26 protein-coding genes are annotated in these 23555 nt (G+C 55.4%); 9 read left to right on the top strand and 17 right to left on the bottom strand.

All coding sequences use genetic code 11. The features are described from left to right. Positions 1-49 precede the first annotated feature (49 nt). A complete protein-coding gene (locus tag ACOTXC_RS13885; RefSeq protein ID WP_023299149.1) occupies positions 50-1696 on the bottom strand; it encodes a methyl-accepting chemotaxis protein in 1647 nt (548 codons plus the stop codon). Positions 1697-1941: 245 nt separating this feature from the next. Here ACOTXC_RS13885 and ytfE point away from each other — a divergent pair, with 245 nt between their 5' ends. Further along, a complete protein-coding gene (gene ytfE, locus ACOTXC_RS13880; protein ID WP_023299148.1) occupies positions 1942-2604 on the top strand; it encodes an iron-sulfur cluster repair protein YtfE in 663 nt (220 codons plus the stop codon). Positions 2605-2690: 86 nt separating this feature from the next. On the opposite strand, the gene cycA is transcribed toward ytfE, so the two are convergent. Both cycA and fklB read right to left on the bottom strand, forming a co-directional pair. Further along, positions 2691-4100, bottom strand: a complete 1410-nt coding sequence (gene cycA / locus ACOTXC_RS13875; RefSeq protein ID WP_022646840.1) for a D-serine/D-alanine/glycine transporter — start codon at positions 4098-4100, stop codon at positions 2691-2693. Between the two features lie 314 nt (positions 4101-4414). Further along, positions 4415-5035 carry an FKBP-type peptidyl-prolyl cis-trans isomerase gene (fklB, locus tag ACOTXC_RS13870; protein ID WP_022646839.1) on the bottom strand — a complete coding sequence of 207 codons (621 nt, stop codon included), beginning with the start codon at positions 5033-5035 and terminating at the stop codon, positions 4415-4417. A 231-nt stretch (positions 5036-5266) separates the two neighbouring features. Here fklB and ACOTXC_RS13865 point away from each other — a divergent pair, with 231 nt between their 5' ends. Further along, complete coding sequence (locus ACOTXC_RS13865; RefSeq protein WP_421767763.1) at positions 5267-5905, top strand: OapA family protein; 639 nt, start codon at positions 5267-5269, stop codon at positions 5903-5905. 46 nt (positions 5906-5951) lie between these two features. On the opposite strand, the gene ACOTXC_RS13860 is transcribed toward ACOTXC_RS13865, so the two are convergent. The 5 genes from ACOTXC_RS13860 to rpsF form a co-directional block, all read right to left on the bottom strand. Then, the gene (locus tag ACOTXC_RS13860) at positions 5952-6881 is read right to left on the bottom strand and encodes a DMT family transporter (protein ID WP_400212270.1); all 930 of its coding nucleotides are present in this window, start codon (positions 6879-6881) and stop codon (positions 5952-5954) included. A gap of 152 nt (positions 6882-7033) precedes the next feature. After that, entirely contained in the window at positions 7034-7483 is a 450-nt protein-coding gene (gene rplI / locus ACOTXC_RS13855) for a 50S ribosomal protein L9 (protein WP_006810372.1), read from the bottom strand. 41 nt (positions 7484-7524) lie between these two features. Continuing rightward, positions 7525-7752, bottom strand: a complete 228-nt coding sequence (gene rpsR, locus ACOTXC_RS13850; RefSeq protein ID WP_000135199.1) for a 30S ribosomal protein S18 — start codon at positions 7750-7752, stop codon at positions 7525-7527. Positions 7753-7756: 4 nt separating this feature from the next. After that, positions 7757-8071 (bottom strand): primosomal replication protein N, encoded by a 315-nt coding sequence (gene priB, locus ACOTXC_RS13845; protein ID WP_022646836.1) that lies wholly within the window; start codon positions 8069-8071, stop codon positions 7757-7759. Positions 8072-8077: 6 nt separating this feature from the next. Continuing rightward, the gene (rpsF, locus tag ACOTXC_RS13840) at positions 8078-8473 is read right to left on the bottom strand and encodes a 30S ribosomal protein S6 (protein WP_003856034.1); all 396 of its coding nucleotides are present in this window, start codon (positions 8471-8473) and stop codon (positions 8078-8080) included. A 340-nt stretch (positions 8474-8813) separates the two neighbouring features. Here rpsF and yjfY point away from each other — a divergent pair, with 340 nt between their 5' ends. Beyond that, positions 8814-9089, top strand: a complete 276-nt coding sequence (gene yjfY / locus ACOTXC_RS13835) for a DUF1471 family protein YjfY (protein ID WP_421767762.1) — start codon at positions 8814-8816, stop codon at positions 9087-9089. Between the two features lie 133 nt (positions 9090-9222). On the opposite strand, the gene ACOTXC_RS13830 is transcribed toward yjfY, so the two are convergent. The 6 genes from ACOTXC_RS13830 to ulaA are packed head-to-tail and all read right to left on the bottom strand — an operon-like array spanning position 9223 to position 13630. Then, on the bottom strand, positions 9223-9909 hold the full coding sequence (locus ACOTXC_RS13830) for an L-ribulose-5-phosphate 4-epimerase (protein WP_045307814.1): 687 nt from the start codon (positions 9907-9909) through the stop codon (positions 9223-9225). Next, positions 9902-10762, bottom strand: a complete 861-nt coding sequence (locus ACOTXC_RS13825; RefSeq protein ID WP_022646833.1) for an L-ribulose-5-phosphate 3-epimerase — start codon at positions 10760-10762, stop codon at positions 9902-9904. Before ACOTXC_RS13825 ends, ACOTXC_RS13830 begins: the two co-directional genes overlap by 8 nt. Positions 10763-10771: 9 nt before the next feature. Continuing rightward, positions 10772-11422: a 3-keto-L-gulonate-6-phosphate decarboxylase UlaD gene (ulaD, locus tag ACOTXC_RS13820; protein ID WP_017694667.1), complete on the bottom strand. Its 651-nt coding sequence runs from the start codon at positions 11420-11422 to the stop codon at positions 10772-10774. Positions 11423-11434: 12 nt separating this feature from the next. Beyond that, on the bottom strand, positions 11435-11902 hold the full coding sequence (gene ulaC / locus ACOTXC_RS13815) for a PTS ascorbate transporter subunit IIA (RefSeq protein ID WP_421767761.1): 468 nt from the start codon (positions 11900-11902) through the stop codon (positions 11435-11437). Between the two features lie 9 nt (positions 11903-11911). Further along, a complete protein-coding gene (gene ulaB, locus ACOTXC_RS13810; RefSeq protein ID WP_003856022.1) occupies positions 11912-12217 on the bottom strand; it encodes a PTS ascorbate transporter subunit IIB in 306 nt (101 codons plus the stop codon). Between the two features lie 12 nt (positions 12218-12229). After that, on the bottom strand, positions 12230-13630 hold the full coding sequence (gene ulaA, locus ACOTXC_RS13805; protein ID WP_022646831.1) for a PTS ascorbate transporter subunit IIC: 1401 nt from the start codon (positions 13628-13630) through the stop codon (positions 12230-12232). A gap of 359 nt (positions 13631-13989) precedes the next feature. On the opposite strand from ulaA, the gene ulaG reads away from it, so the two are divergent. Together ulaG and ulaR are read left to right on the top strand one after the other, a co-directional pair. Then, positions 13990-15054: an L-ascorbate 6-phosphate lactonase gene (gene ulaG, locus ACOTXC_RS13800; RefSeq protein ID WP_023299142.1), complete on the top strand. Its 1065-nt coding sequence runs from the start codon at positions 13990-13992 to the stop codon at positions 15052-15054. A gap of 110 nt (positions 15055-15164) precedes the next feature. Further along, positions 15165-15920, top strand: coding sequence for an HTH-type transcriptional regulator UlaR (gene ulaR / locus ACOTXC_RS13795; protein ID WP_003856014.1), 756 nt, complete (start codon positions 15165-15167; stop codon positions 15918-15920). Here ulaR and yjfP read toward each other — a convergent pair. Further along, entirely contained in the window at positions 15917-16639 is a 723-nt protein-coding gene (yjfP, locus tag ACOTXC_RS13790; protein WP_063146650.1) for an esterase, read from the bottom strand. The genes ulaR and yjfP overlap by 4 nt on opposite strands. A gap of 137 nt (positions 16640-16776) precedes the next feature. On the opposite strand from yjfP, the gene bsmA reads away from it, so the two are divergent. From bsmA to ACOTXC_RS13775, 3 genes are all read left to right on the top strand, one after another. After that, entirely contained in the window at positions 16777-17106 is a 330-nt protein-coding gene (gene bsmA / locus ACOTXC_RS13785) for a biofilm peroxide resistance protein BsmA (RefSeq protein ID WP_003856011.1), read from the top strand. Between the two features lie 148 nt (positions 17107-17254). Next, the gene (gene yjfN / locus ACOTXC_RS13780; protein ID WP_003856009.1) at positions 17255-17530 is read left to right on the top strand and encodes a DUF1471 family protease activator YjfN; all 276 of its coding nucleotides are present in this window, start codon (positions 17255-17257) and stop codon (positions 17528-17530) included. Between the two features lie 170 nt (positions 17531-17700). After that, on the top strand, positions 17701-19632 hold the full coding sequence (locus tag ACOTXC_RS13775) for a methyl-accepting chemotaxis protein (RefSeq protein ID WP_421767760.1): 1932 nt from the start codon (positions 17701-17703) through the stop codon (positions 19630-19632). Here the strand turns inward: ACOTXC_RS13775 and ACOTXC_RS13770 are convergent. After that, complete coding sequence (locus tag ACOTXC_RS13770) at positions 19629-21251, bottom strand: isovaleryl-CoA dehydrogenase (RefSeq protein WP_063853095.1); 1623 nt, start codon at positions 21249-21251, stop codon at positions 19629-19631. The two genes, ACOTXC_RS13775 and ACOTXC_RS13770, sit on opposite strands and share 4 nt — an antisense overlap. Positions 21252-21446: 195 nt before the next feature. Between ACOTXC_RS13770 and ACOTXC_RS13765 the strand changes: the two genes are divergently transcribed. Further along, a complete protein-coding gene (locus ACOTXC_RS13765; RefSeq protein WP_193129894.1) occupies positions 21447-22721 on the top strand; it encodes an MFS transporter in 1275 nt (424 codons plus the stop codon). Between the two features lie 91 nt (positions 22722-22812). Here ACOTXC_RS13765 and rlmB read toward each other — a convergent pair whose 3' ends face one another. Beyond that, positions 22813-23544, bottom strand: coding sequence for a 23S rRNA (guanosine(2251)-2'-O)-methyltransferase RlmB (rlmB, locus tag ACOTXC_RS13760; protein WP_003856001.1), 732 nt, complete (start codon positions 23542-23544; stop codon positions 22813-22815). Positions 23545-23555 lie beyond the last annotated feature (11 nt).

Below are 23555 nucleotides of genomic sequence, written 5' to 3'. Positions count from 1 at the left end.
GCCTACAAAACCGTAGGCCGGGTAAGCGTCAGCGCCACCCGGCACAGTATCAGAACGTTTCCCAGTTCGCTTCAGACGCCGCTACGGGCTGCGCTTTAGGTGCATAGGTCTTTACCGGCGCGGCTTTCACCGCCTGGTTACGGGTGATCTTAAACACCGCCACCGCGTCGTTCAGGCGCGCGGCCTGATCTTCCAGCGCCGCCGCCGCCGCCGCAGACTCCTCCACCAGCGAGGCGTTCTGCTGGGTAACGCGATCCATCTCCGCCACCGCCTGGCCCACCTGGTCGATACCGCGGCTCTGTTCGTCGGAGGCCGACGCAATCTCACCCATGATGTCAGTCACGCGCGTAACTGCATTGACGATCTCTGCCATCGTCGCGCCCGCTTCATTTACCAGCTGAGAGCCCGCGTTAACGCGCTCGCCGGAATCATCGATCAGGGCTTTGATCTCTTTCGCCGCCTGAGCGCTGCGCTGGGCAAGGGTACGCACCTCACCCGCGACAACCGCGAAGCCACGCCCCTGCTCGCCCGCACGCGCCGCTTCTACCGCCGCGTTCAGCGCCAGAATATTGGTCTGGAAAGCAATGCCATCGATTACGTTGGTAATTTGCGCAATTTTGCTGGAACTGGTGGCGATTTCGTCCATGGTGCGCACCACGCCTTCTACCACATTTCCGCCCTTCTTCGCGGTGGAGGAGGCGTCCAGCGCCAGACGCGACGCCTGACGCGCGTTATCGGCGTTTTGCTTCACGGTGGCGGTTAACTGTTCCATGCTGGCTGCCGTCTCTTCCAGAGAAGCGGCCTGCTGCTCGGTGCGAGACGAGAGATCGTTGCTGCCCGCCGAGATTTCACCCGCGCCGGTGTAGATGGTATCTGCGCCTTCACGCACTACGCCCACCGTGTTGGCCAGCGCAGTCTGCATCTCCTGAACGTTGCGCGCCAGGATCGCCATTTCATTTTTACCCTCAGCCTGAATCGGCTGGGTTAAATCCCCTGCCGCAATGGCGCGGATATGGCTGATCACCTCTTCCAGCGGCAGCAGCAGCACGCGGCGCATCGCAATCCAGCTGGAAATAATCACCGCGATCACCAGCAGCATCACCGCAGAGAGGATCCACAGAATGCGTTTGTAGTCGCTTTCATTGTCTTTGATGCCTTTGTCGGTGAGCGCGGCCTGCGCCTCGCGCCATTCGCGATAGACCTTTTGCATCGCGGTCTGCTTCTGTTCGGCATTTTGTTTGAACATATCTTCCAGATTGCCCTGCCCCAGCAGAACGTTCATTTGCGTCAGCGTGGCGGAGTAGATGCGGTAGTGCTCTTCCAGCCTGTCGGCCAGGTGCTCGTCCATACCCGGCGTTTCCGGCAGCGCGTAATATTTATCGTAATGTGTCTGGGCATCAGCCAGCAGGTTTTTCGCGGTATTGACCAGCTCGTTCAGCTGCCCGCCGTTAATCTGCGACGCCATGCTGCTTTGCAGACGCAGCATGCCGCGGTTAAGGGTGACACGCGCCTGATTCAGGCTGATCCAGGCGTCGGTAAACTCCGCGACGTTCTGGCTGGAAAGCTGAGAAACGGTGAAGTTCTCTTTGTCGTTATTGAGCGCATTAATGAAAATGCCGGCGGAGATCAGTTGCATGATGCCGAGCACAAGCAGCACCGAAATCAAAAGAGTAATGACTTTTATACGTTTAAACATGCGTTGCCTTTTTTATATACAGGTATTGTCTGACCTGTATCTATCGGCACGCGCGGCAGGTTGTTTACTGTTTCTCCACCTTTAAAAACTTTCGAAAGCCCTTTTCTGCATTCAATCAGCAAGTTAAAAGCACGATTATTTTGTGATCCCCTTCTCATTTTTACCCTTGCCTCTAAAGGGTTATAGTATCCCCATAAAGATGCATTTAAAATGCATCTTATATTCCTGATGATGAGGTAACTGCTATGGCCTTCCGCGACCAACCCTTAGGCGAGCTGGCGCTCTCCATCCCTCGCGCTTCAGCGCTGTTCCGTAAATACGATATGGATTACTGCTGCGGCGGTAAGCAAACGCTGGCGCGCGCAGCGTCGCGTAAAGAGCTGGATGTAGAAGCTATCGAAGCGGAGCTGGCTAAGCTGGCAGAACAGCCTGTCGACAAAGACTGGCGCACCGCGCCGCTGGCTGAAATCATCGACCATATCATTGTGCGTTACCACGACCGTCACCGCGAACAGCTGCCGGAGCTGATTTTACAGGCCACCAAAGTTGAGCGCGTTCACGCCGATAAACCTTCCGTACCGCGCGGCCTGGCAAAATACCTGACCATGCTGCACGAAGAACTATCCAGCCACATGATGAAAGAGGAGCAGATCCTCTTCCCGATGATCAAACAGGGCATGGGCAGCCAGGCAATGGGGCCCATCAGCGTGATGGAAAGCGAACATGATGACGCCGGAGAACTGCTGGAAGTGATCAAACACACCACCCACAATGTCACACCGCCGCCAGAGGCGTGCACCACCTGGAAAGCGATGTACAACGGCATCAACGAGATGATCGACGATCTGATGGAACACATCAGTCTTGAGAATAACGTTCTGTTCCCGCGTGCATTATCGGGTAAATAAAAAAGCCCGGTGGCGCTAGCGCTTACCGGGCCTACAACGTCCTCGAACGTAGGCCGGGTAAGCGACAGCGCCACCCGGCAACATGCTTAACGCATGCCAGCCATCCGTTTCTTACCGATAAACAGCCAGCCCAGCCCCAGCGCGATAAACCACAGCGGCGTGACGATCAGCGCCTGACGGGTATCTTCTTCCAGCGTCAGTAGCACCAGCACGAAGACGAAGAACGCCATGCACACCCAGCACATCAGCTTGCCCAGTGGCATCTTGTAGATCGACTTCTCATGCAGATGTGGACGCTGTTTGCGGTACACCAGGTATGAGCAGAGGATGATGGTCCAGACGAACATAAACAGGATCGCCGACACCGTGGTGATCATGGTGAACGCGCCGATTACGCTCGGGTTAACGTAGAGCATCACCACACCGCCCAGCAGACAGATGCAGGAGAAGGTCAGCCCTTTCGCCGGTACCGCACGTTTAGACAGTTTGGCGAACGCGCTCGGGGCAACGCCCTCCTGCGCCAGACCAAACAGCATACGGCTGGTGGAGAAGACGCCGCTGTTCGCGGAAGAGGCCGCAGAGGTCAGCACCACGAAGTTAATCAGGCTCGCGGCAGCGGGCAGCCCCACCAACACGAACAGCTCGACGAACGGGCTCTTGGTTGGCACTACTGAGCTCCATGGCGTCACGGACATAATGATGATCAGCGCGAACACGTAGAACATGATGATACGCAGCGGAATGGAGTTGATCGCGCGCGGCAGGGATTTCTCCGGATCTTTAGTTTCCGCCGCCGTGGTCCCCACCAGCTCAATCCCGACAAACGCGAACACCGCAATCTGGAAACCGGCGAAGAAGCCGCTGATGCCTTTCGGGAACCAGCCGCCATCATTCCACAGATGGGCAAACGAGGCCTGAACGCCAGTTGGCGACTGGAAGTGCGTCAGCACCATTACCAGCCCGACGACAATCAGCGCGATGATGGCGACGATTTTGATCATCGCGAACCAGAACTCCATCTCACCGAACATTTTAACGGTCGCGAGGTTGAGGCTCAGCAGCAGGACAATCACCGCCAGCGAGGCCACCCAGTCCGACAGGCCGGGGAACCAGAATTGGGCGTAGGCCGTAATAGCGACAACATCCGCCATGCCGGTAACCACCCAGCAGAACCAGTAGGTCCAGCCGGTAAAATAGCCCGCCCACGGGCCGAGCAGGTCTGACGCGAAGTCGCTGAAGGATTTGTATTCGAGGTTCGAGAGCAGCAATTCACCCATTGCACGCATCACGAAAAAGAGCATAAAACCGATGATCATATAAACGAAGATGATCGACGGGCCTGCAAGACTGATAGTTTTGCCCGAGCCCATAAATAGCCCTGTGCCGATGGCGCCGCCAATGGCAATGAGCTGAATGTGACGGTTCGTGAGATTTCGCCGTAGCGACTGTTCAGACGTCGCCTCTTCTGCGGCGGCGACTTTGACCTGATCTACCATGTGATATTTTCCTGTTTATGCCTGTCTGTGTTGTTAAGGCTCTTCTGGCCTTTAAATACGCCAAAAAAATGACGTTCCCTGTGTAAGGGCTTATCGATAGTAGGTAAGAATCGGCGGGATGAATACTATGATTTGAATATTATGTTAATAATATGTTGAAAGTGAGTGTCATATCACTCATACAGCGCGAAACAGCTCACAAAAATACACGTAACAGTTTCGTTTGCAATACAAAATGTTGATTCCGTCGTAACTCCAGGTTTTATCGCTATTTTCCTCTCCCCGATCGGAGAGAGGAAAATAAGAAAAACCGATTACAGGATTTCCAGCAGCTCGACTTCAAACACCAGGGTGCTGAATGGCGGAATGGACGCGCCAGCGCCACGCTCGCCGTATGCCAGGTTGTGCGGGATAGTCAGTTCCCATTTTGAACCTACTGGCATCAGGGTCAGGGCTTCGATCCAGCCTGCAATCACGCCGTTGACCGGGAATTCAGCCGGTTCGCCACGCGCGACGGAGCTGTCGAACACGGTGCCGTCGATCAGCTTACCGGTGTAGTGTACGCGAACGTGGTCGGTACGCGCCGGGATTGCGCCATCACCCTGATTGATTACGCGGAACTGCAAGCCGGACTCGGTGCTGTTCACGCCTTCACGCTCACGGTTCTCTTCCAGATATTTCACGCCTTCTGCCGCCATCTCTTCGAAACGCGCGCGACGTACGGTGTCAGCACGTTCGTGGATTTCACGCAGCGCACGGTGCACAACGTCAACCGGCACAGCGGGCTGCTTGCCTTCCAGCGCGTCAGCGATACCCGCCACCAGCGCTTCCGGTAACAGACCTTCCAGGCCGGATTCGCTCAGCTGCTGTCCTACCTGCAAGCCGATGCCGTAGCTTGCCTGCGCTTCGATAGTGTCAAAAGTCGGGGTGGTCATGGGTTTTCCTTCCATCACATTTAAAGTAGCGGGCAGCATATCAGCCATGCCCTTATGGGTAAAACTTTGTCTTAAGTAAAGGTGACAAACTGCGACGAAACGGAAACAATAGCAGCCGTCAGGATTTTCCCTAATATATGTCACGAAAGCTGGCTTTGTTACGCCCATCAGGCAGTTAGCAAACTACACTTCTCAGGACAGGATAAAAAGACGCGGAGCAGGAGGAGAGCCATGCCCGGGCGATTTGAACTGAAACCTACCCTGGCGAAAATCTGGCATGCGCCGGATAACTTTCGCATCATGGACCCGCTGCCGCCTTTGCACCGCAGAGGCATTATCATCGGCGCGTTGCTGATGGTCATCGGTTTCCTGCTTCCTTCCGGCAGTGACAAAGTTGATACCGGGCCGGTAAGCCGCAATGCTGAGCTGGATATCCAGTCGCAAAGCCAGCCGCAGCCTGATTCACAGCCGATGCAGACGCAACTGGTCACACCGTCTAACGATCCGGGCCAGGTTGCGCCGGTTGAACCAGAACCTGTTCAGGAAGATCAGGAGCAGACCGTCGCCCCTTCAGAGCCACAGGCGCAACAGCCCACCGGCATTGAGCAGCAGTGGCGTTCGTATCGCGTAGAGCCAGGGAAAACCCTTGCTCAGCTGTTCCGCGACCACAGCCTGCCTGCAACGGATGTGTATGCCATGGCGCAAGTCGAGGGGGCAGGCAAGCCGCTCAGCAACCTGCAAAATGGTCAGATGGTGCAGATCCGCCAGAATGCCAGTGGGGTGGTGACCGGGTTAACGATCGATACCGGAAACGGGCAGCAGGTACTGTTTACCCGCCAGCCGGACGGCAGTTTTATCAGAGCACGTTAATAGCCCAGGCCGGGTAAGGCGAAGCCGCCCCCCGGCACTTTTGTTCTCAGGCACGACGTTTATTCACCCACCAGATCCCCGAGCAGACCAGCACCAGCGCAATCGCGTATTTGATGTCCAGAATGTCTTCGCCGAGGAATATGGCGGAGAGCACCGTTCCTGCTACAGGTATGACAAAGTTGAACGGGGCAATCATACTCACGCGGTTCACTTTCAGCAGCGCGCTCCACAGGGCGAACGCCACGGATGAGAGCAGCGTCAGATACCCCAGCACGGCGACGGCCTTCATGCTGTGCACCTCCAGCGCCCCGCCCGTGGCATAGCCTCCCGCAACCAGTGCCGCCCCGCCTATCGCCAGCTGCCATCCCGTCATCACCGTCGGGTCAACGGTCTGGGAAATGCGTTTCCCGTAAAGCGTGGCCGCAGAGAGAATAAAGGCCGCCAGCACCACAAATCCGTCACCTTGCCAGACAAACTGGAAATCACTTAACCCGCCGTGGAAGTTCACCAGCATCACGCCGGTAAAGCCCAGAACACAGCCCAGCGTTTTGTTATAGCTGAGTTTGTCGTTGTGGTAGATAAAGTGCGCCAGCAGCACGCTGAAGAAGGTCCCGGTGGCATTCATGATCGAACCGTTCACCCCGGTGGTGTAAGCAAGGCCGATATAAAAGAAGGTGTACTGGAGGGTGGTCTGGGTCAGCCCGAGGATCGTGAGCTGACCAAACTGCGTGGGTGTGAGCCTGCCAATCGGTTTACGTTGGGCCAGGGCAAAGAGCAGCAGCAACGCACCGGCAAACAGAAAACGGTATCCAGCAAAGACGACTTTGGACGGAATATCATCGGTCGCGATCTGGAAGAGTTCGTAGCCGCTTTTAATGGCCGGGTATGAGCTTCCCCAAAGCAGACAGCAGAGCGTGGCGCAGGCATAGGCCACATTTCGACGGGCAAAGACGGGCGTGGGCAGAGCGGTATCCATGACAAATCTCATAAATAAAATTGCGTTTCAATTTATTATCAGAGAATGCATCAGGAATAGCGACCTTACAATCGCAAAACATGACGTAGGGTCACGCTAAAAAGCAAAACGCCGGCACAAGGCCGGCGCTTCGACGTGAGCAGAGTAAAAAATTACTCAGCTACTACGTTAACAACCAGTTTAGCGAACACTTCGCTGTGAACCTGGAAGTCAACTTCGTGCTCACCAGTGGTACGCAGAACGCCGTTCGGCATGCGAACTTCGCTCTTAGCCACTTTAACGCCTGCTGCAGTGACTGCATCAGCGATATCGCGGGTACCGATGGAACCGAACAGTTTACCTTCATCGCCAGCTTTAGACGCGATGGTAACGGTGCCCAGTGCGTTGATTGCTTCAGCGCGAGCGTTAGCAGCCGCCAGAACGTCAGCCAGTTTGGCTTCCAGTTCAGCACGACGTGCTTCGAAAAACTCTACGTTTTTCTTAGTAGCTGGAACAGCTTTACCCTGTGGTACCAGGAAGTTACGAGCGTAACCCGCTTTAACGTTTACCTGATCACCCAGGCTGCCCAGGTTTGCTACTTTATCAAGCAGAATAACTTGCATTACCTTATCCTCTTAAAGTCGTATTAATGGACCGTGCCCGATTACTGATGACGATCAGTGTACGGCAGCAGAGACAGGTAGCGAGCGCGTTTGATAGCGCGAGCCAGCTGACGCTGATATTTTGCACGAGTACCGGTGATACGGCTTGGGACAATCTTACCGCTTTCGGTGATGTAGTTTTTCAGCGTTGCGATATCTTTATAGTCGATCTCTTGAACGCCTTCCGCGGTGAAACGGCAGAACTTGCGACGACGGAAATAACGTGCCATTTGGCTAGTCTCCAGTATCTATCAAATCAATCTGCTCGGCATGCAGAACCATTTTGCTCAGGCCGTTCTTTGCCTTGTGGCAAGAGATGAACCCCTGAACGATTACTGCACTACCGACCGTTAAACTGTGAGTAATGGCCTGGTTTTCGTGTCCGCTAATGATAACGGGCATTTGGCACCACGCCTGCCGGTGAAACCCGGCTTCCTCTTGCACAGAACGATGCTCAAGCACGAACTGGCAATGCGGAATTCCTGATGGGCTGACCTTTCGAAGGGGGGTCCTGCACACGGTGCCGGACAACACCAGACGGTTGGTCATCAGAAATTACTCTTCAGAATCCCCAGCATCAGAATCATCTGCGGTTTCGTTTGCGAAATCATCGCGACGCTCACGGCGCTCGTCTTTCGCTTTAACCATCGGAGATGCTTCGGTCACTGCGTGTTTGGTACGCATAACCATGCTGCGGATAACGGCATCGTTGAAGCGGAAGGTAGTTTCCAGCTCATCAATCACTTCCTGCGGCGCTTCAACGTTCATCAGAACGTAGTGAGCTTTGTGCAGTTTGTTGATTGGGTAAGCCAGCTGACGGCGGCCCCAGTCTTCCAGACGGTGGATCGTGCCTTCTGCACCAGTGATGGCAGCAGAGTAACGCTCGATCATGCCCGGAACCTGTTCGCTCTGGTCAGGATGGACCATAAAAACGATTTCGTAATGACGCATCGAATTGCTCCTTACGGATTATTCAGCCTCCTGTCTGGGTCAGCCGAGGCCCGGGGAGGCAAGGAACGTGTTAAAGGTCGGCTGAAAAATTGACGCGTCATAATACTTGCGCGCCCCGCTAAACACAAGGTGATTGCACAAATAATTCGCACAAAGGGTAAAGCTGTTCTAAGTGGGTGATTTAAAATCTCACTTATCAGAAACGCTGTTTTTTTGAACAACACCATCAGAAATGGTCACCCATCGCAACCCGAGTAGCGATTACACTTTAATCAGAAGCCTTAAGCAGAGAAGGAGAGCATTACCCCATATCACAGCACGCAGTCGTGGAGCGCATATCATGAAAAGAATCGCAATCGCCATTTTGGCTGCGCTTTTGCTCAGTGCAAACGCGATGGCAGCCATCAAGATAGACAGCCGACAGGCCAGAAACATGGATGATGTGCAGAGCTTAGGCGTTATTTACATCAATCATAACTTCGCCACTGAAAGTGAAGCAGATCAGGCGCTTAATGAAGAAACCGATGCGCAGGGCGCAAAATACTATCACGTCATACTGACACGTGAGCCCGGCAGCAACGGCAATATGCGCGCCAGTGCAGATATTTACCAGTAACGCTTTATCGCCAGCACCAGGAAAGCCAACGAAAATCATAGCTATATATGATTGCCCCCTGCCGGGGGCTTTTTTTATGAATGGCTCCGGAATACCACCGGTTACAACTGTTTCGGTATTCCAGAGCACTTATTCACTTCTGCCCGTAATAAGCATTCGGGCCGTGCTTACGCATGAAATGCTTGTTCATCAGATAATCATCAATGCCCTGAAGCTGTGGGTTAATGCCGCGCGCAATCCACGCCATTCGAGCCACCTCTTCCATCACCACCGCGTTATGCACGGCGTCATGCGCATCTTTACCCCATGAGAATGGACCATGCTGGTACACCACAATACCCGGCGTATGCAGTGGTTCCGTCTCACCCAGCGTTTCGATAATGACCCTGCCGGTGTTAAGTTCGTACTCGCCTTCGACCTCAGCCTGCGTTAACGCCCGCGTGCAGGGAATATCGCCGAAGAAGTAGTCCGCGTGCGTCGTACCCAAAGCAGGGATCGCCAGCCCGGCCTGTGCCCAGGCGGTGGCGTGCGTGGAATGGGTATGCACAACACCACCCAGGGACGGGTAACGCTGGTACAGCGCCAGATGGGTTGCCGTATCTGAAGAAGGACGCCATTTGCCTTCAACAACGTGTCCTTCCAGGTCAACCACCACCATATCGTCCACTTTCATGGCGTCATAGGCCACGCCGCTCGGCTTAATCACCACCAGCCCCTGATCGCGATCGATGGCGCTTACGTTGCCCCAGGTAAACGTCACCAGTCCATAGCGCGGGAGATCCATATTGGCCTCAAAGACCTGCTGTTTCAGCTTAAGCATGTTCCGCCTCCAGTAAGCCTGCCCGCGCCATGCGCTCGCGCACCCAGTCCCGGGCTTTCGCCACTTCTGCCGCCGGGTCGTCCGCGGTTTCGCTCCACATCTCAATCAGGTAAGGTCCGCAATAACCTGTCTGTTTGAGCGTCTGGAAGCACCGTTCGAAATCCACCACCCCGGTGCCGAACGGTACGTTTTTAAACACGCCGGGACGGGTATCTTTTACGTGCACCGCCACGATATGCCCGATGCCCGCCTGAAGCTCCATCTGTACGTCGTTATCCCATGCCGACAGGTTGCCGATATCCGGATAAAGCTGGAACCACGGATTGTTCAGATAGTGCGCGTAGCCCAGCGCCTTGCTGATGGAGTTCATCAATGGATAATCCATGATCTCCATCGCCAGCGTCACCTGCGCACGGCTTGCCATCTCAACGCTCTCTTTCAGGCCGTCACGGAAACGACGGCGCGTCTCATCGTTGGCTTCCTGATAGTAAACATCGTAACCCGCCAGTTGGATCACGCGGATGCCAACATCCTGTGCAAAGCGAATGGCTTTACGCATGATCTCCAGCCCTTCGGCGCGTACGGCATCATCTTCGCTGCCAAGCGGAAAACGACGGTGAGCGCTCAGGCACATGGATGGCACGCGCACGCCGGTTTCGGCAATGGCGCTCACCAGCGCCAGACGCTGGTCGCGGCGCCAGTCCAGGCGAGAAAGACGCTCGTCCGTCTCATCCACCGACATTTCGACAAAATCGAAACCCAGCTGCTTCGCCAGCTGTAACCGCTCCAGCCAGCACTCCCCCGCAGGGAGTGCCTTTTCATAGATGCCAAGCGGGACCTGTTTTGACAACATACCCGCTCCTTAACCCCAAAGCTGAGCGATTGAGCGTTTGAACTGACGCGCCGCTTCCACCGGAGACGCAGCATCACGAATGCTACGACCGGCAATAAAGACGTGAATCGGGATACCCTGGAACAGCGGCAGATCCTCCAGCGCCAGGCCACCGGTGACGGTCACTTTGAAGCCCATATCGGCCAGACGTTTGATCGCGCTGATATCGGCTTCGCCCCACGCCACGCCTGCGGCCTGCGCATCACGGCTACGGTGATAAACCACCTGCTGGATACCCGCTTCGCGCCACTCCTGCGCCTGCTCCCAGGTCCAGAAACCAGTCAGTTCAATCTGCACGTCGCCGTTGAACTCTTTCGCCACGTCCAGCGCGCCTTTCGCGGTGTTGATATCCGCACAGCAGATCACGGTGACCCAGTCGGCGTTGGCTTCAAAGCACATGCGAGAGAGAATTTTGCCCGCATCGGCAATTTTGGCATCCGCCAGCACGATTTTATGCGGATAGAGCGCCTTCAGGTCACGAACCGCACGAACGCCTTCGCCCACGCACAGAATGGTGCCGACTTCGATGATGTCCACCTCTTCCGCAATCAGACGGGTGGTTTCGTAAGCGTGAGACAGCGTCTGGTTATCCAGCGCGACCTGCAACATTGGTAATGACATTTTCAATTCCTCTTAAACGGCCGCCGCAGTGGCGTTATCAATTAAATCCAGCACGTCCTGCGCGGTACGGCAGGCACGTAAACGGTCAAAATTAGCTTCGTCATCAAACAGGTTAACGATCTGCATGATGCCCACCTCCTGGTGGGTGTTGGCATCGACAGCTGCCATGGTGATCAGAATGTCGACCGGGTCGTTATCTTCGTGGTTGAACACCAGCGGGGTTTTCAGCGTCACCAGCGCAAAACCGGTTTCCTTGACACCCTCTTCCGGGCGGCCATGCGGCATTGCCAGCCCCGGGGCAATCACAAAATAGGGGCCGTGCTGCGCCACGCCATCCAGGATGGCCTGGTAATAACGCGGCTCGACAACGTCCGCCTTAACCAGCAGGTCCACGCTCAGCTTCACCGCTTCCTGCCAGGTACTGGCTTCGGCCTGTAAAAGGATGGAGTTATTCTCAGCCAGCGAATCACGTAGTTTCATGTGGCATCCTTACTTCACGTCTTGTGGGAAGTGCTCTTTGATCACTTCCAGCAGTTTTGGCCCAAAATCCGCAGGCGACAGCATGTTGCGCACGCCTACCACGTATTTGTTGCCCGACACGCTAATCTCGCCGGCAATGTGCGTTGAAGCGATGATGATGTCCGCGCCGTTCAGTTCACTTTTGTATTCACCCACTGCGCAGCTGTTCACCGTGTGGTCAATGTTTGACTGGGTTAAAAACTGGTCCACTTTCATTTTCATGATCATGGAGCTTCCTTGCCCATTGCCACACACAGCCAGGATACGTACGGTCATAATCGAAACTCCTTAGTGAGCAGAAACTTCTGCTGTTTGTTTTTCCGCATCTTCTTCAGCTCGCAGCGAACGGCCAGCGAAGAACATATAAGTCAGTGCAATCAGGATGATGACGGCCATAAAGACCAGCCCGACGGACGCAAAGCCCTGCATCATCGGCGGCGCCAGAATTGACCAGTCCGCCATGCCCATCCAGGCGCTCATGCCGGTGAGCTTGACCGCCCACACGCACCCGAAGATTTCAACCATGCCCATCACCAGGCAGATCTTGAGCGCGGCGCGCCATCCGCCGAAGTGGTTAGCAAACACGCCGATAGTGGCGTTGGAGAAGAACATCGGGATAAAGCCAGGAATAATCAGGATTGAGGAGCCACAGCCCACCAGGATGCCGACCGCAATCAGCTGGCCGATGGTGCCCCACATAAAGCCCCAGACGACGGCGTTTGGCGCAAAGCTATAGATAGCCGCACAGTCAATCGCCAGCACCGCGCCAGGGATCAGGCGCTGAGAGATACCGTTGAACGCTTCCGACAGCTCGGCGACGAACATACGCACGCCCTGAGTGATGATGAAAATGGCCACGGCAAAGGAGAAACCGGTTTGCAGGATATAGACCGTCCAGTGGGTTTTACCCGCCATCGCCTGCACCACGTCAATGCCAAAGGAGAGCAGGATGGCACCGAAGAAAAGGGTCATCACAATCGCCGTGGAGACGATGTTGTCGTGGAAGATATTCAACCAGCCAGGCAATTTGAGGTCTTCAACACTCTCCTCTTTTTTACCCAGGTACGGTGCAACTTTGTACGCAATCCAGGAGGCGAACTGCTGCTGGTGACCGATGGAGAAGCCGCAGCCGTCAGTAACGTCCTGCGTTGGCTTATACATCATGTTGGAGGTGATGCCCCAGTAAAGCGAGACCAGCACTGCCGTGCAGATGACCGTGGTCCACATTGGGTAGCCGAAGATATAGAGAGAAACGGCAATCAGCCCCGCCTGCTGGAACATGATGTGCCCGGTGAGCATGATGGTGCGAATACCGGTGATGCGGCGCAGGAGCACGTAAATGATGTTCAGCGCCAGCGCGAGCAGTACCGCATACCCAACCCAGCTGTACGCATCCCCCATGCGATCGATGGTGGCCATCATGGACGCGTAAGTGTCAGAGATGGCGCCGTTAATGCCATATACCTCAGACATTTTGGCAACGACCGGCTTAAACGTGCTGGTCAGAATGCCAGACCCCGCCTGCAACAGCATAAAACCAATGATGGTTTTGATGGTGCCTTTGATAATCACGCTGACGCTTTTGCGCAGCAGGATGTACCCCAGGCACGTCACGATACCCAGCAACAGCGGGGCGTTGGTCATTACCTGATTAAAGAAAACGGTAAAGACGTTGTAGAGGATCTCCATAACTCTCTCCAGAAAATGAGAACACGAGGGGCAATCCCTGTGTGGTTGGTGTCATCACTCTATTAATCACAAATAATCACCACAAGATTGAATTTGATTATTTGTGACGGATCACGCAATTTATTTCCATGGAGTTAGTAATGATTTTCACTACCGATCCAGAAAGATAAATAAATTCTTAATTTTCAATATATTAATTATATGTAGCGGTTATCTTAACAACGACGAGGTGTATTTTCTGTGATGTGGCGAGGGGAATTTTCCGCAAATCAGCCATTGCAAATCGATTCAAACAGTGCCAGCATTAATCACAACAAGTCACAGTATGATTACTTTTGATTAAAACCAGGAGTCAAACGATGAGTAAAGTGAAAACCATCACCCGTGAATCATGGATTTTGAGTACCTTTCCGGAGTGGGGTAGCTGGCTGAACGAAGAGATCGAGCAGGAACAGGTTGCTCCTGGCACATTTGCGATGTGGTGGCTTGGATGCACCGGGATCTGGCTGAAATCAGAAGGCGGCGCCAACATTTGTGTCGATTTCTGGTGCGGCACCGGCAAACAGAGCCACGGCAATCCACTGATGAAAAAAGGCCACCAGATGCAGCGTATGGCCGGCGTTGAAAAGCTCCAGCCGAACCTGCGCACCACGCCTTTTGTGCTTGATCCTTTTGCCATTCGCCAGATCGACGCCGTTCTCTCTACCCACGATCACAACGATCATATCGACGTGAACGTGGCGGCAGCGGTAATGCAAAACTGCGCGGACGACGTACCCTTTATCGGGCCGCAGACCTGCGTGGATTTGTGGATTGGCTGGGGCGTGCCGAAAGAGCGCTGCATTGTGATGAAGCCGGGCGACGTGGTGAAAATCAAAGACGTTGAAATTCACGCGCTGGATGCCTTTGATCGCACCGCGCTGATCACCCTGCCTGCTGACCAGAAAGCCGCAGGCGTACTGCCAGACGGGATGGACGAGCGCGCAGTGAACTACCTGTTCAAAACGCCTGGCGGTTCCCTGTATCACAGCGGTGACTCTCACTACTCCAACTACTACGCGAAGCACGGTAACGAGCACCAGATTGACGTGGCGCTTGGCTCTTACGGTGAAAACCCGCGCGGGATTACCGACAAAATGACCAGCGCGGACATGCTGCGCATGGCCGAAGCGCTGAACACCAAAGTGGTGATCCCCTTCCACCACGATATCTGGTCAAACTTCCAGGCCGATCCGCAAGAGATCCGCGTCCTGTGGGAGATGAAAAAAGACCGACTCAAGTATGGTTTCAAGCCGTTCATCTGGCAGGTTGGCGGCAAGTTCACCTGGCCGCTGGATAAAGACAATCTCGAGTACCACTACCCGCGTGGTTTTGATGATTGCTTCACCATTGAGCCAGACCTGCCGTTCAAGTCCTTCCTCTGATTGTGCAGCCCAATCGCCAGACACTGTGTCTGGCGATGTCATATTTAATTTAGTAATTTCATGCTATTTCAAATATCATCTTTTCAAATCAATTCTTTTCGGAATAGCTCATGACGGAAGCGCAACGGCATCAAATTTTACTGGAACTCCTGGCGCAAACAGGGTTTATCACCGTCGAGAAAGTGATCGAACGTTTAGGGATCTCCCCTGCTACCGCGCGGCGGGACATTAACAAGCTGGATGAAAGCGGCAAGCTGAAAAAAGTCCGCAACGGCGCAGAGGCCATCAGCCAGCAGCGTCCACGCTGGACGCCGATGAATATTCACCAGGCGCAGAATCACGATGAAAAGGTGCGGATTGCCAGAGCGGCATCACAGCTGGTGAATCCCGGGGAAAGCGTGGTGATTAACTGCGGCTCGACAGCGTTTTTACTGGGCCGAGAGATGTGCGGCAAGCCGGTGCAAATCATTACCAACTATCTGCCGCTGGCCAACTATCTCATTGACCAGGAACATGAAAGCGTGGTGATCATGGGGGGCCAGTATAACAAGAGCCAGTCCATAACCCTGAGCCCGCAGGACAGTGAAAACAGCCTCTACGCCGGGCACTGGATGTTTACCAGCGGCAAAGGCCTGACGGCGGATGGCCTGTATAAAACCGATATGCTCACCGCAATGGCAGAGCAGAACATGCTCAACGTGGTGGGTAAACTGGTGGTGCTGGTCGACAGCAGCAAGGTCGGTGAACGCGCCGGCATGCTTTTCAGCCGCGCCGAGCAAATCAGCATGGTGATCACCGGCAAAAACGCCAACCCCGAGATCCTCAGCAAGCTCGAGGATCAGGGTGTCACGGTGCTGCGCGTTTAAAGGTGCTGACGGAAAAACTCCACGGTGGCTTCCAGCGCAGCCGGAGTAATACGGTGCCGGACACCGGCACCCCACAGGCAGGTCAGATTGCTGTCCAGCCCTTCACGCTGTAGCGCCTGTTGCAGACGGAACGTTTCACCGGGCGGTACGACATCGTCGGCATCCCCATGCCACAGCAGCAGGGGCCGATCGGCCAGCTGCGAAAGCGCATGGCTGACGTCCCATTCAGACAACAGGGCCTCAATCTCCTGAGGTGCCTGCGGCGGGAACAGCGTCTTTGCCAGTGACATAAAGTAGCCCGATCCCATCAGGCAAGCCACGGACGTCACCTCCGGATGCCTGGCCATGAGCCCCAGCGCCGTCATTCCGCCCATTGATGCGCCTGCGACCGCCAGCCGTTTCCCCTCCACCAGCCCGGCCTGTAAAAGCGCGTCACGCAGCCCGGCGAACTCGGTCAGATTGCCGTGCAGCGTTTGCCAGAACAGCCCCAGCCGCGCCTGTTCATCGCCCGTAAAGCGTGCCCCATGATTCGGCGCATCAGGCATGACCACCCGGAAACCGGCCTGCGCCAGCGCGACGGAAAAATAGCTGTAGACCAGCTTTGAGGAGAGAAAACCATGATAGAAAACTACCGTCGGCAGCGGCTGTTCACCTTTACCAGCCGGAAAAGCATGGATGATTTCATGCTCACTAAGCAGGCGAGTTTCAATTTCAATCATTGTCGATCCTGTGCTGATGAATGATTCATAATGTTGAGAGCTGGATTACGGTTTCACGATATTTTCATTCGAAATCTACGTCCCAGATAACACTTCGGGAACATTCCCCCAAAACTAAATTCGCAGACCACTACACTATGGCTATCAGGAAAAGAGACAGGTTTATGCGCAGGCTTACCGCTTTATTGCTGGTCTCACTGCTCAGCGGATGTTCCGTATTGCAGGGTACGCCAGAACCGGCACCGCCGGTTACCGATCATCCTCAGGAAATTCGTCGTAATCAGACGGAAGGATTACAACGCCTGGGAACCGTATCCGCGATGGTTCGCGGTTCACCGGATGATGCAGAAGACGCAATTGAAGCACAGGCCGTTGCCGCAAAAGCAGATTATTACGTCATCACGATGATTGATGAAACCATTATTACGGGACAGTGGTATGCACAAGGCATTTTGTACCGTAAGTGAGCATCATCATTTGAACGACCTTTACACTGCTTTGCGTCCGTAGACATTTTCCTGTCCACAATAAACTCCATGCCAGCAACAATGGAAATGAGTTTATTCGCGAAGGATTGCCCGGCGGATACCGGAGACACGTGAAAAGGAGCTGACGATGAAACGAACCCTTGCTTTAACGACGCTATTGCTTTCAGCGGGCCTGCTGAGCACCACGGCGCAGTCGGCTGAATTTGCCAGCGCGGATTGCGTCACGGGCCTGAATGAGATTGGTCAGATCTCCGTCAATAATATCACGGGGAGTCCGCAAGACGTTGAACGTGTCGTCGCCCTGAAGGCCGATGAACAGGGCGCATCCTGGTATCGCATCGTCCAGATGCAGGAAGATCACCATGTTAATCACTGGCGCGTGCAGGCCATTCTTTATGCATAATCCCCTCCGATAAAAGCCACTTAATTTTAGTGGCTTTTCACTTTTGCAAATTTTTTATCTCTCCCGAATCTCAATAAAAACAAACGCGTAACATTCAGTTACATTAAACAGATAAACGTTCTCTCCGCTCTGCCGTTGAACAGCCATCACTTTTCAATAATGAGCAATTTATGATCACCTTTTTCCGCCGGGCAGGACTGGGCACGAAGCTATCGCTGCTAACAGGTGTAAGTGTCGCTACGCTTTTTTTGCTGTTCACTTTCCTGTTGAGCCACAACGCCAGCCAGCAGCTTGAAGATCTTGCGGTTGAAGACCTGCATAACCAGTCCACTGGCATGGTGGATATGGTAGAGATGTTCAACACCAGCCTGAGCGAAGAGGTTGAAAGCTATACCCGTCTGTTCACCACCTTTTTGCCACAGCCATTAAACAGCGACAGCAGCCAGAGCCGGACCATAAATGGGCTTACCGTTCCTTTGCTGAAAGGCGGCGAAACGGAGCTGCATGAAAACAATACGCTTTCTGATGACTTCCTGAGCCGAACAGGAGCCATCTCGACGCTGTTTGTCCGCAGCGGTAACGATTTTGTCCGCGTGGCGACGTCGCTGCGCAAAGAGAATGGTGACCGCGCGATCGGAACCGTTCTTGATACCACCAGCCCGGCATTTGCCGCCGTCACTAAAGGGGAGGTCTATCGTGGCCTCGCGCTGCTGTTCGGCAAGCGCTATATCACGCAGTACCAGCCTGTTAAGAATGCGGAAGGCCAGGTTATCGGGATTATCTTTGTCGGCGTGGACATCACCCATTCGTGGAACGTCATGCGCGAGAAAATCCTTAACCGTCGTCTGGGCGAGAGCGGCCACTTCTTTGTACTGGATCGCAGCAGCGGCAAAACGCGCGGACAGTATCTGTTCCATGCCAGCGAAGAGGGCAAACTGCCTAACTGGGACACGGCAACACAGCAGCAGCTTCTGAGTGATAAAGCCGGCACGCTGGAACACGTGAGCGCGGATGGCCGTACGCTCAAAGTTGCCTACACGCCGCTGCCGGGCTGGAACTGGACCATCGTGGGTGAAGTGGATAAAGCCGTACTGCTTTCAAGCGTCACCACACTGCGCGATCGCTTCCTGATGGCGGGCGTGGTGCTATCCGCTCTCTTCGCGGGCCTGTTCGTTATCCTCATTCGCCGGATGCTAACCCGCCCACTGCGCGAGGTGATCGCGCTTGCCCGGCAGTATGCCGCAGGCGATCTGCGCGCCAGCCTGCCGGTTACCCGCCAGGATGAAGTCGGCCAGCTGATTGACGCCATCAACGGGATCGGGGAAGGCCTGCAAAAAATTGTGTTGCAGGTCCGCGAGGCCGCAAGCGAGATCCATCTGGGGACTAACGCGCTGGCTTCAGACACCGGCGAGATCTCTGAACAGATCAACAAGCAGGCCAGCAGCGTTGAGGAGACCTCCGCCAGCATGGAGCAATTAGCCGCCACCGTGCAGCAAAATGCCGCCAACATGGAGCAAACGCAGCAGCTGGTGGGTGAAACCTCGCGCGCGGTGCATCAGGGTGGAGAGACGGTGACCCACGCAGTCTCCACCATGGATGATATTCGCGATGCATCGAAACGCATTGAAGACATCACCCGCGTGATTGAGTCCATCGCTTTCCAGACCAATATCCTGGCGCTCAATGCGGCGGTTGAAGCGGCGCGGGCGGGCGAGCACGGGAAAGGTTTCGCAGTGGTGGCACAAGAGGTACGCGCCCTGGCCGCACGCAGCGCCAACGCGGTAAAAGAGATTGAACAGCTGATTGGGGATACGCTGAACAAGGTGAGCGAAGGCCATGCGCTGTCTGAGCAGACGCGTCTGGCGATGGATGCCATCATTGTTCATATCGATAACATCAGCCAGCTTGTCACCGAGATCAACCACGCCTCCCGCGAGCAGTCGGCGGGAATTGGACAGGTGAATCTGGCGATGACGCACATCGGTGAGGCATCGCACATCAATGCCGATCGCATCTCACGCAGCGAGCAGACAGCACAGACGCTGCGCGAGAAGGGTTCACATCTCACCCGGCTGGTGAGCCTGTTCCAGCTGAAGGCTTAACCGACCCGGCCCGTGGCGCGCAGCAGCAGGTCGTTTTGCACCTGCTCGCTCATCAGCGTGCCGCCCCGGGTATCCAGCATCATGCGGCACCACGCCTGCGCCACGGGCGGCGATGCGTGCCGCAGTATTTGACTTCCGGCCCCGAGTAAAAAGAGCTGCTGCGCGATCTCCCTGCCCTGCGCTTCCTGCGGTTTCCGCAGCTTCTGCTGTAGCTGACGCCAGCTGCGATCGAAGTGCCTGTCCTGACCTTTGACCTGCGCGAAATCATCGGCGAGCAGGTCGAGAATGCCCGGCTGCTTCGCCAGCACGCGCAGTACATCCAGGCACATAATATTGCCAGAGCCTTCCCAGATGCTGTTGACGGGCATTTCACGGTACAACCGCGGAAGCTCACTCTCTTCGCAATAGCCTGCACCGCCCAGCACCTCCATTGCCTCTGCCACAAACGGTATACCCGCTTTGCAGACGCTGTATTTTGCCGCCGGAGTGAAAAGCCGCGCCCATGCGGCTTCCTGCGGGTCGTTGCGGTTGTCCCACGCCCGGGCAAGTCGGAACAGCAGTGCCGTGTGTCCCTCCAGCACCAGCGCCATACGGCTTAGCACGTCGCGCATTAACGGCTGGTCGATCAGATTTTTGCCGAAGGTCTGCCGCTGATGGGCATGATAAAGCGCCACCGAGAGCGCACGGCGCATCAGTCCGTGACTGCCCAGCGCGCAGTCAAAGCGCGTCAGCCCGCCCATCTTCAGAATTTGCCGGACGCCTTCCCCCTCTTCGCCCAGCAGCCAGCCGGAAGCATCAAGAAATTCAGCCTCACTGCTGGCATTTGAGCGGTTGCCGAGCTTGTCCTTCAGACGCTCAAGGCGCACGGCATTACGTTGCCCGTCGGGTAAGAAACGCGGGACAAAAAAGCAGGACAACCCGCCCTTCGCCTGCGCCAGCACCAGATGCGCATCGCTCTGCGGCACGGAGAAAAACCATTTGTGCCCCACCAGCCGGTAACTGCCATCGCTGCATTTCTCTGCTTTGGTAGTATTACTGAGTACGTCCGAACCGCCCTGCTTTTCCGTCATCCCCATGCCGATCAGCAGGCCGCGCTTTTGCGCCCCCGGCGCAAGATGGGGGTCGTAGCGATCGCTCATCAGCGGCGTTAACCACTCATGAAACGGTTTGGGCAGCGACTGTTGCAACAGCGGCGTGGCCGCAAAGGTCATGGTCACCGGGCAAAGCGTTCCCGCCTCCACCTGAGCATGAAGTACGAAACGCGCGGCCCTGGCGACGAACGATCCTTTCCGCGCCTCCTCCTCCCACGCCAGGTTGTGCACCCGGTTGGCGCAAAGCCCCTGCATCAGAAGATGCCATGCCGGATGAAAGCGGACGTCATCCAGCCTCGCTCCCGTGGCGTCATAACGCAGCAGCTCCGGCGGATTAACGTTCGCCAGTCTGCCCAGCTCCAGCGACTCTGCCGTACCCAACTGCTGGCCGATGCTGGCAAGAAGATCCACATCCCACTCAGCCCCTTCGCGCGCTACCGCATCGCGCAGGGCGCAATCAGAGAGAAAAAGGTTGCTGTTCGATAGCGGTGCAGGTTGATTAAAAACGGTATGTGTCTGCCAGTGCATGCTGTCTCCCTCCTTTCATTGGCAATAAAGATAAGTATGGACAGAGGGCATGCACGCTGCATGGGAGGGGGGTCACACGATGACGATCATGTTGATATCATTCGTGAAATAGCTCACAGAACATAAGAATAAACTATTTCATTACTTCACTAATGCTGAATAATTTATTCTTACCCCGTTTTTGTGAGGATCGTTATGCAACAGGATGCGCACAAGCGTGCATTAATTGCAGGCTCCATCGGTAATTTCATCGAGTGGTATGAATTTGCGGTCTATGGTTTTCTGGCAACGGTGATTGCCAGAAACTTCTTCCAGCTTGAGGGGGAAGCGGAGCTCACCAGCCTGATCCTCACCTGGGCCTCATTCGCCATCGCTTTCTTCTTCCGCCCGCTGGGTGCGGTGGTCTTTGGCCGCATTGGCGACAGGATTGGCCGTAAACCGACGCTGATTATTGTGCTGGTATTGATGACGCTCGCCACCGCTGCCATCGGTATTGTGCCGGTCTACGCCAGTATCGGGATTGCCGCGCCGCTGATCGTTACACTCCTGCGTATTCTGCAAGGACTGTTCGCGGGCGGTGAGTATGGCGGCGCGGTCTCGTTGATGACGGAGTTCGCCCCGCGCGGCAAGCGCGGTCTTTACGGGGCATGGCAGTCCTTCACCGTGGCGCTCGGGCTGTTAGCAGGCGCAGGCATTGTCGCGTTGCTCTCTACCCTTCTCTCCCCTGAAGCCTTGCACGACTGGGGCTGGCGCATTCCGTTCTTCCTGGCGTTGCCGATGGGTGCGGTCGCGCTATGGTTGCGGGTAAGCATGGAAGAAACACCGAGCTTTGTGCAGCAACGGGAAAAACCGGTTGTTACTCAGGCCAGCACCGCCGCCACGTTCAAAACCATTCTGATGGGCATTGGTCGCGTGATGGTCTGGTCTGCGGCGGGTTATACCTATCTGGTGATTATGCCGACCTATCTGCAATCTGCGCTGCACACCGGTTTTAACCAGGCGCTGCTGATTGCGGTGATTTCTAACATTGGGTTTGCGTTCACGATCATTCCGTCGGGCATGCTGAGCGACAGGATCGGGCGGCGGACGGTGATGATTATCGCCACCGTGCTCCTGCTGATCCTCGCCCTGCCGCTGCTGAAAATTTTGCAGGCGGAGTCCAGCACGCTGGCTGTCAAAGCGATTGTAGTGCTGATTGCGGGAGGTCTGGTTGGGATGCTGGCAGGGCCGGGGCCGGCAATGCTGTCTGAGATGTTCCCGACGCGCGTGCGTTATACCGGGCTGGGGCTGGCCTATTCTCTGTCGAATGCGATCTTCTCGGGCTGTGCGGGGCTGATCATTACCGGGCTGATTAAAGAGACGGGCAATCTGGATATTCCGGCGTACTACGTGATGGCAACGGCGGTGGTGAGTATTTTCGCGCTGATGACGCTGAGAAAGGATGACCATTTGCGGTCGTTAGAGGAGTGAGATTGTTGCCCGGTGGCGCTGCGCTTACCGGGCCTACGGTACCATGCTTTTGTAGGCCGGGTAAGGCGAAGCCGCCACCCGGCACAACAGGCTACCCGCGCTGACGCACCGCTTCAAACAGGCAGATACCCGTCGCAACAGAAACGTTCAGGGACGATACGCTGCCCGCCATCGGGATGCTGATCAGCTCATCGCAGTGCTCGCGGGTCAGGCGACGCATGCCTTCACCTTCTGCCCCCATCACCAGCGCCATACGGCCGGTCATTTTGCTCTGATACAGGGTGTGATCCGCTTCACCGGCCGTGCCGACGATCCAGATATTTTCTTCCTGCAACAGACGCATGGTGCGCGCCAGGTTAGTCACGCGGATCAGCGGAACGTTTTCCGCCGCGCCGCAGGCCACTTTTTTAGCGGTAGCGTTAAGCTGCGCGGAACGATCTCTTGGCACAATCACCGCATGCACGCCTGCTGCATCGGCGCTACGCAGGCACGCGCCCAGGTTGTGCGGGTCGGTTACGCCATCGAGGATCAGGAAGAACGGGTTATCCAGCTCAGCGATCAGATCCGGCAGATCGTTCTCCTGATACTGACGGCCCGGCTTCACGCGCGCGATAATGCCCTGGTGTACAGCACCTTCGCTTTTCTCATCCAGATACTGACGGTTCGCCAGCTGGATCACGACGCCCTGCGCTTCCAGCGCGTGGATCAGCGGCATCAGACGTTTGTCTTCACGCCCTTTCAGAATAAAAACTTCCTGAAAACGCTCCGGCGCGCGCTCCAGCAGGGCCTGCACCGCGTGGATGCCGTAAATCATTTCACTCATTGATGGTTCTC

This window comes from Enterobacter cloacae complex sp. IR5428 (genome assembly GCF_049238585.1).
Classification (GTDB): Bacteria; Pseudomonadota; Gammaproteobacteria; order Enterobacterales; family Enterobacteriaceae; genus Enterobacter; species Enterobacter intestinihominis.
This window is presented reverse-complemented; position numbering and strand designations above follow the sequence as displayed.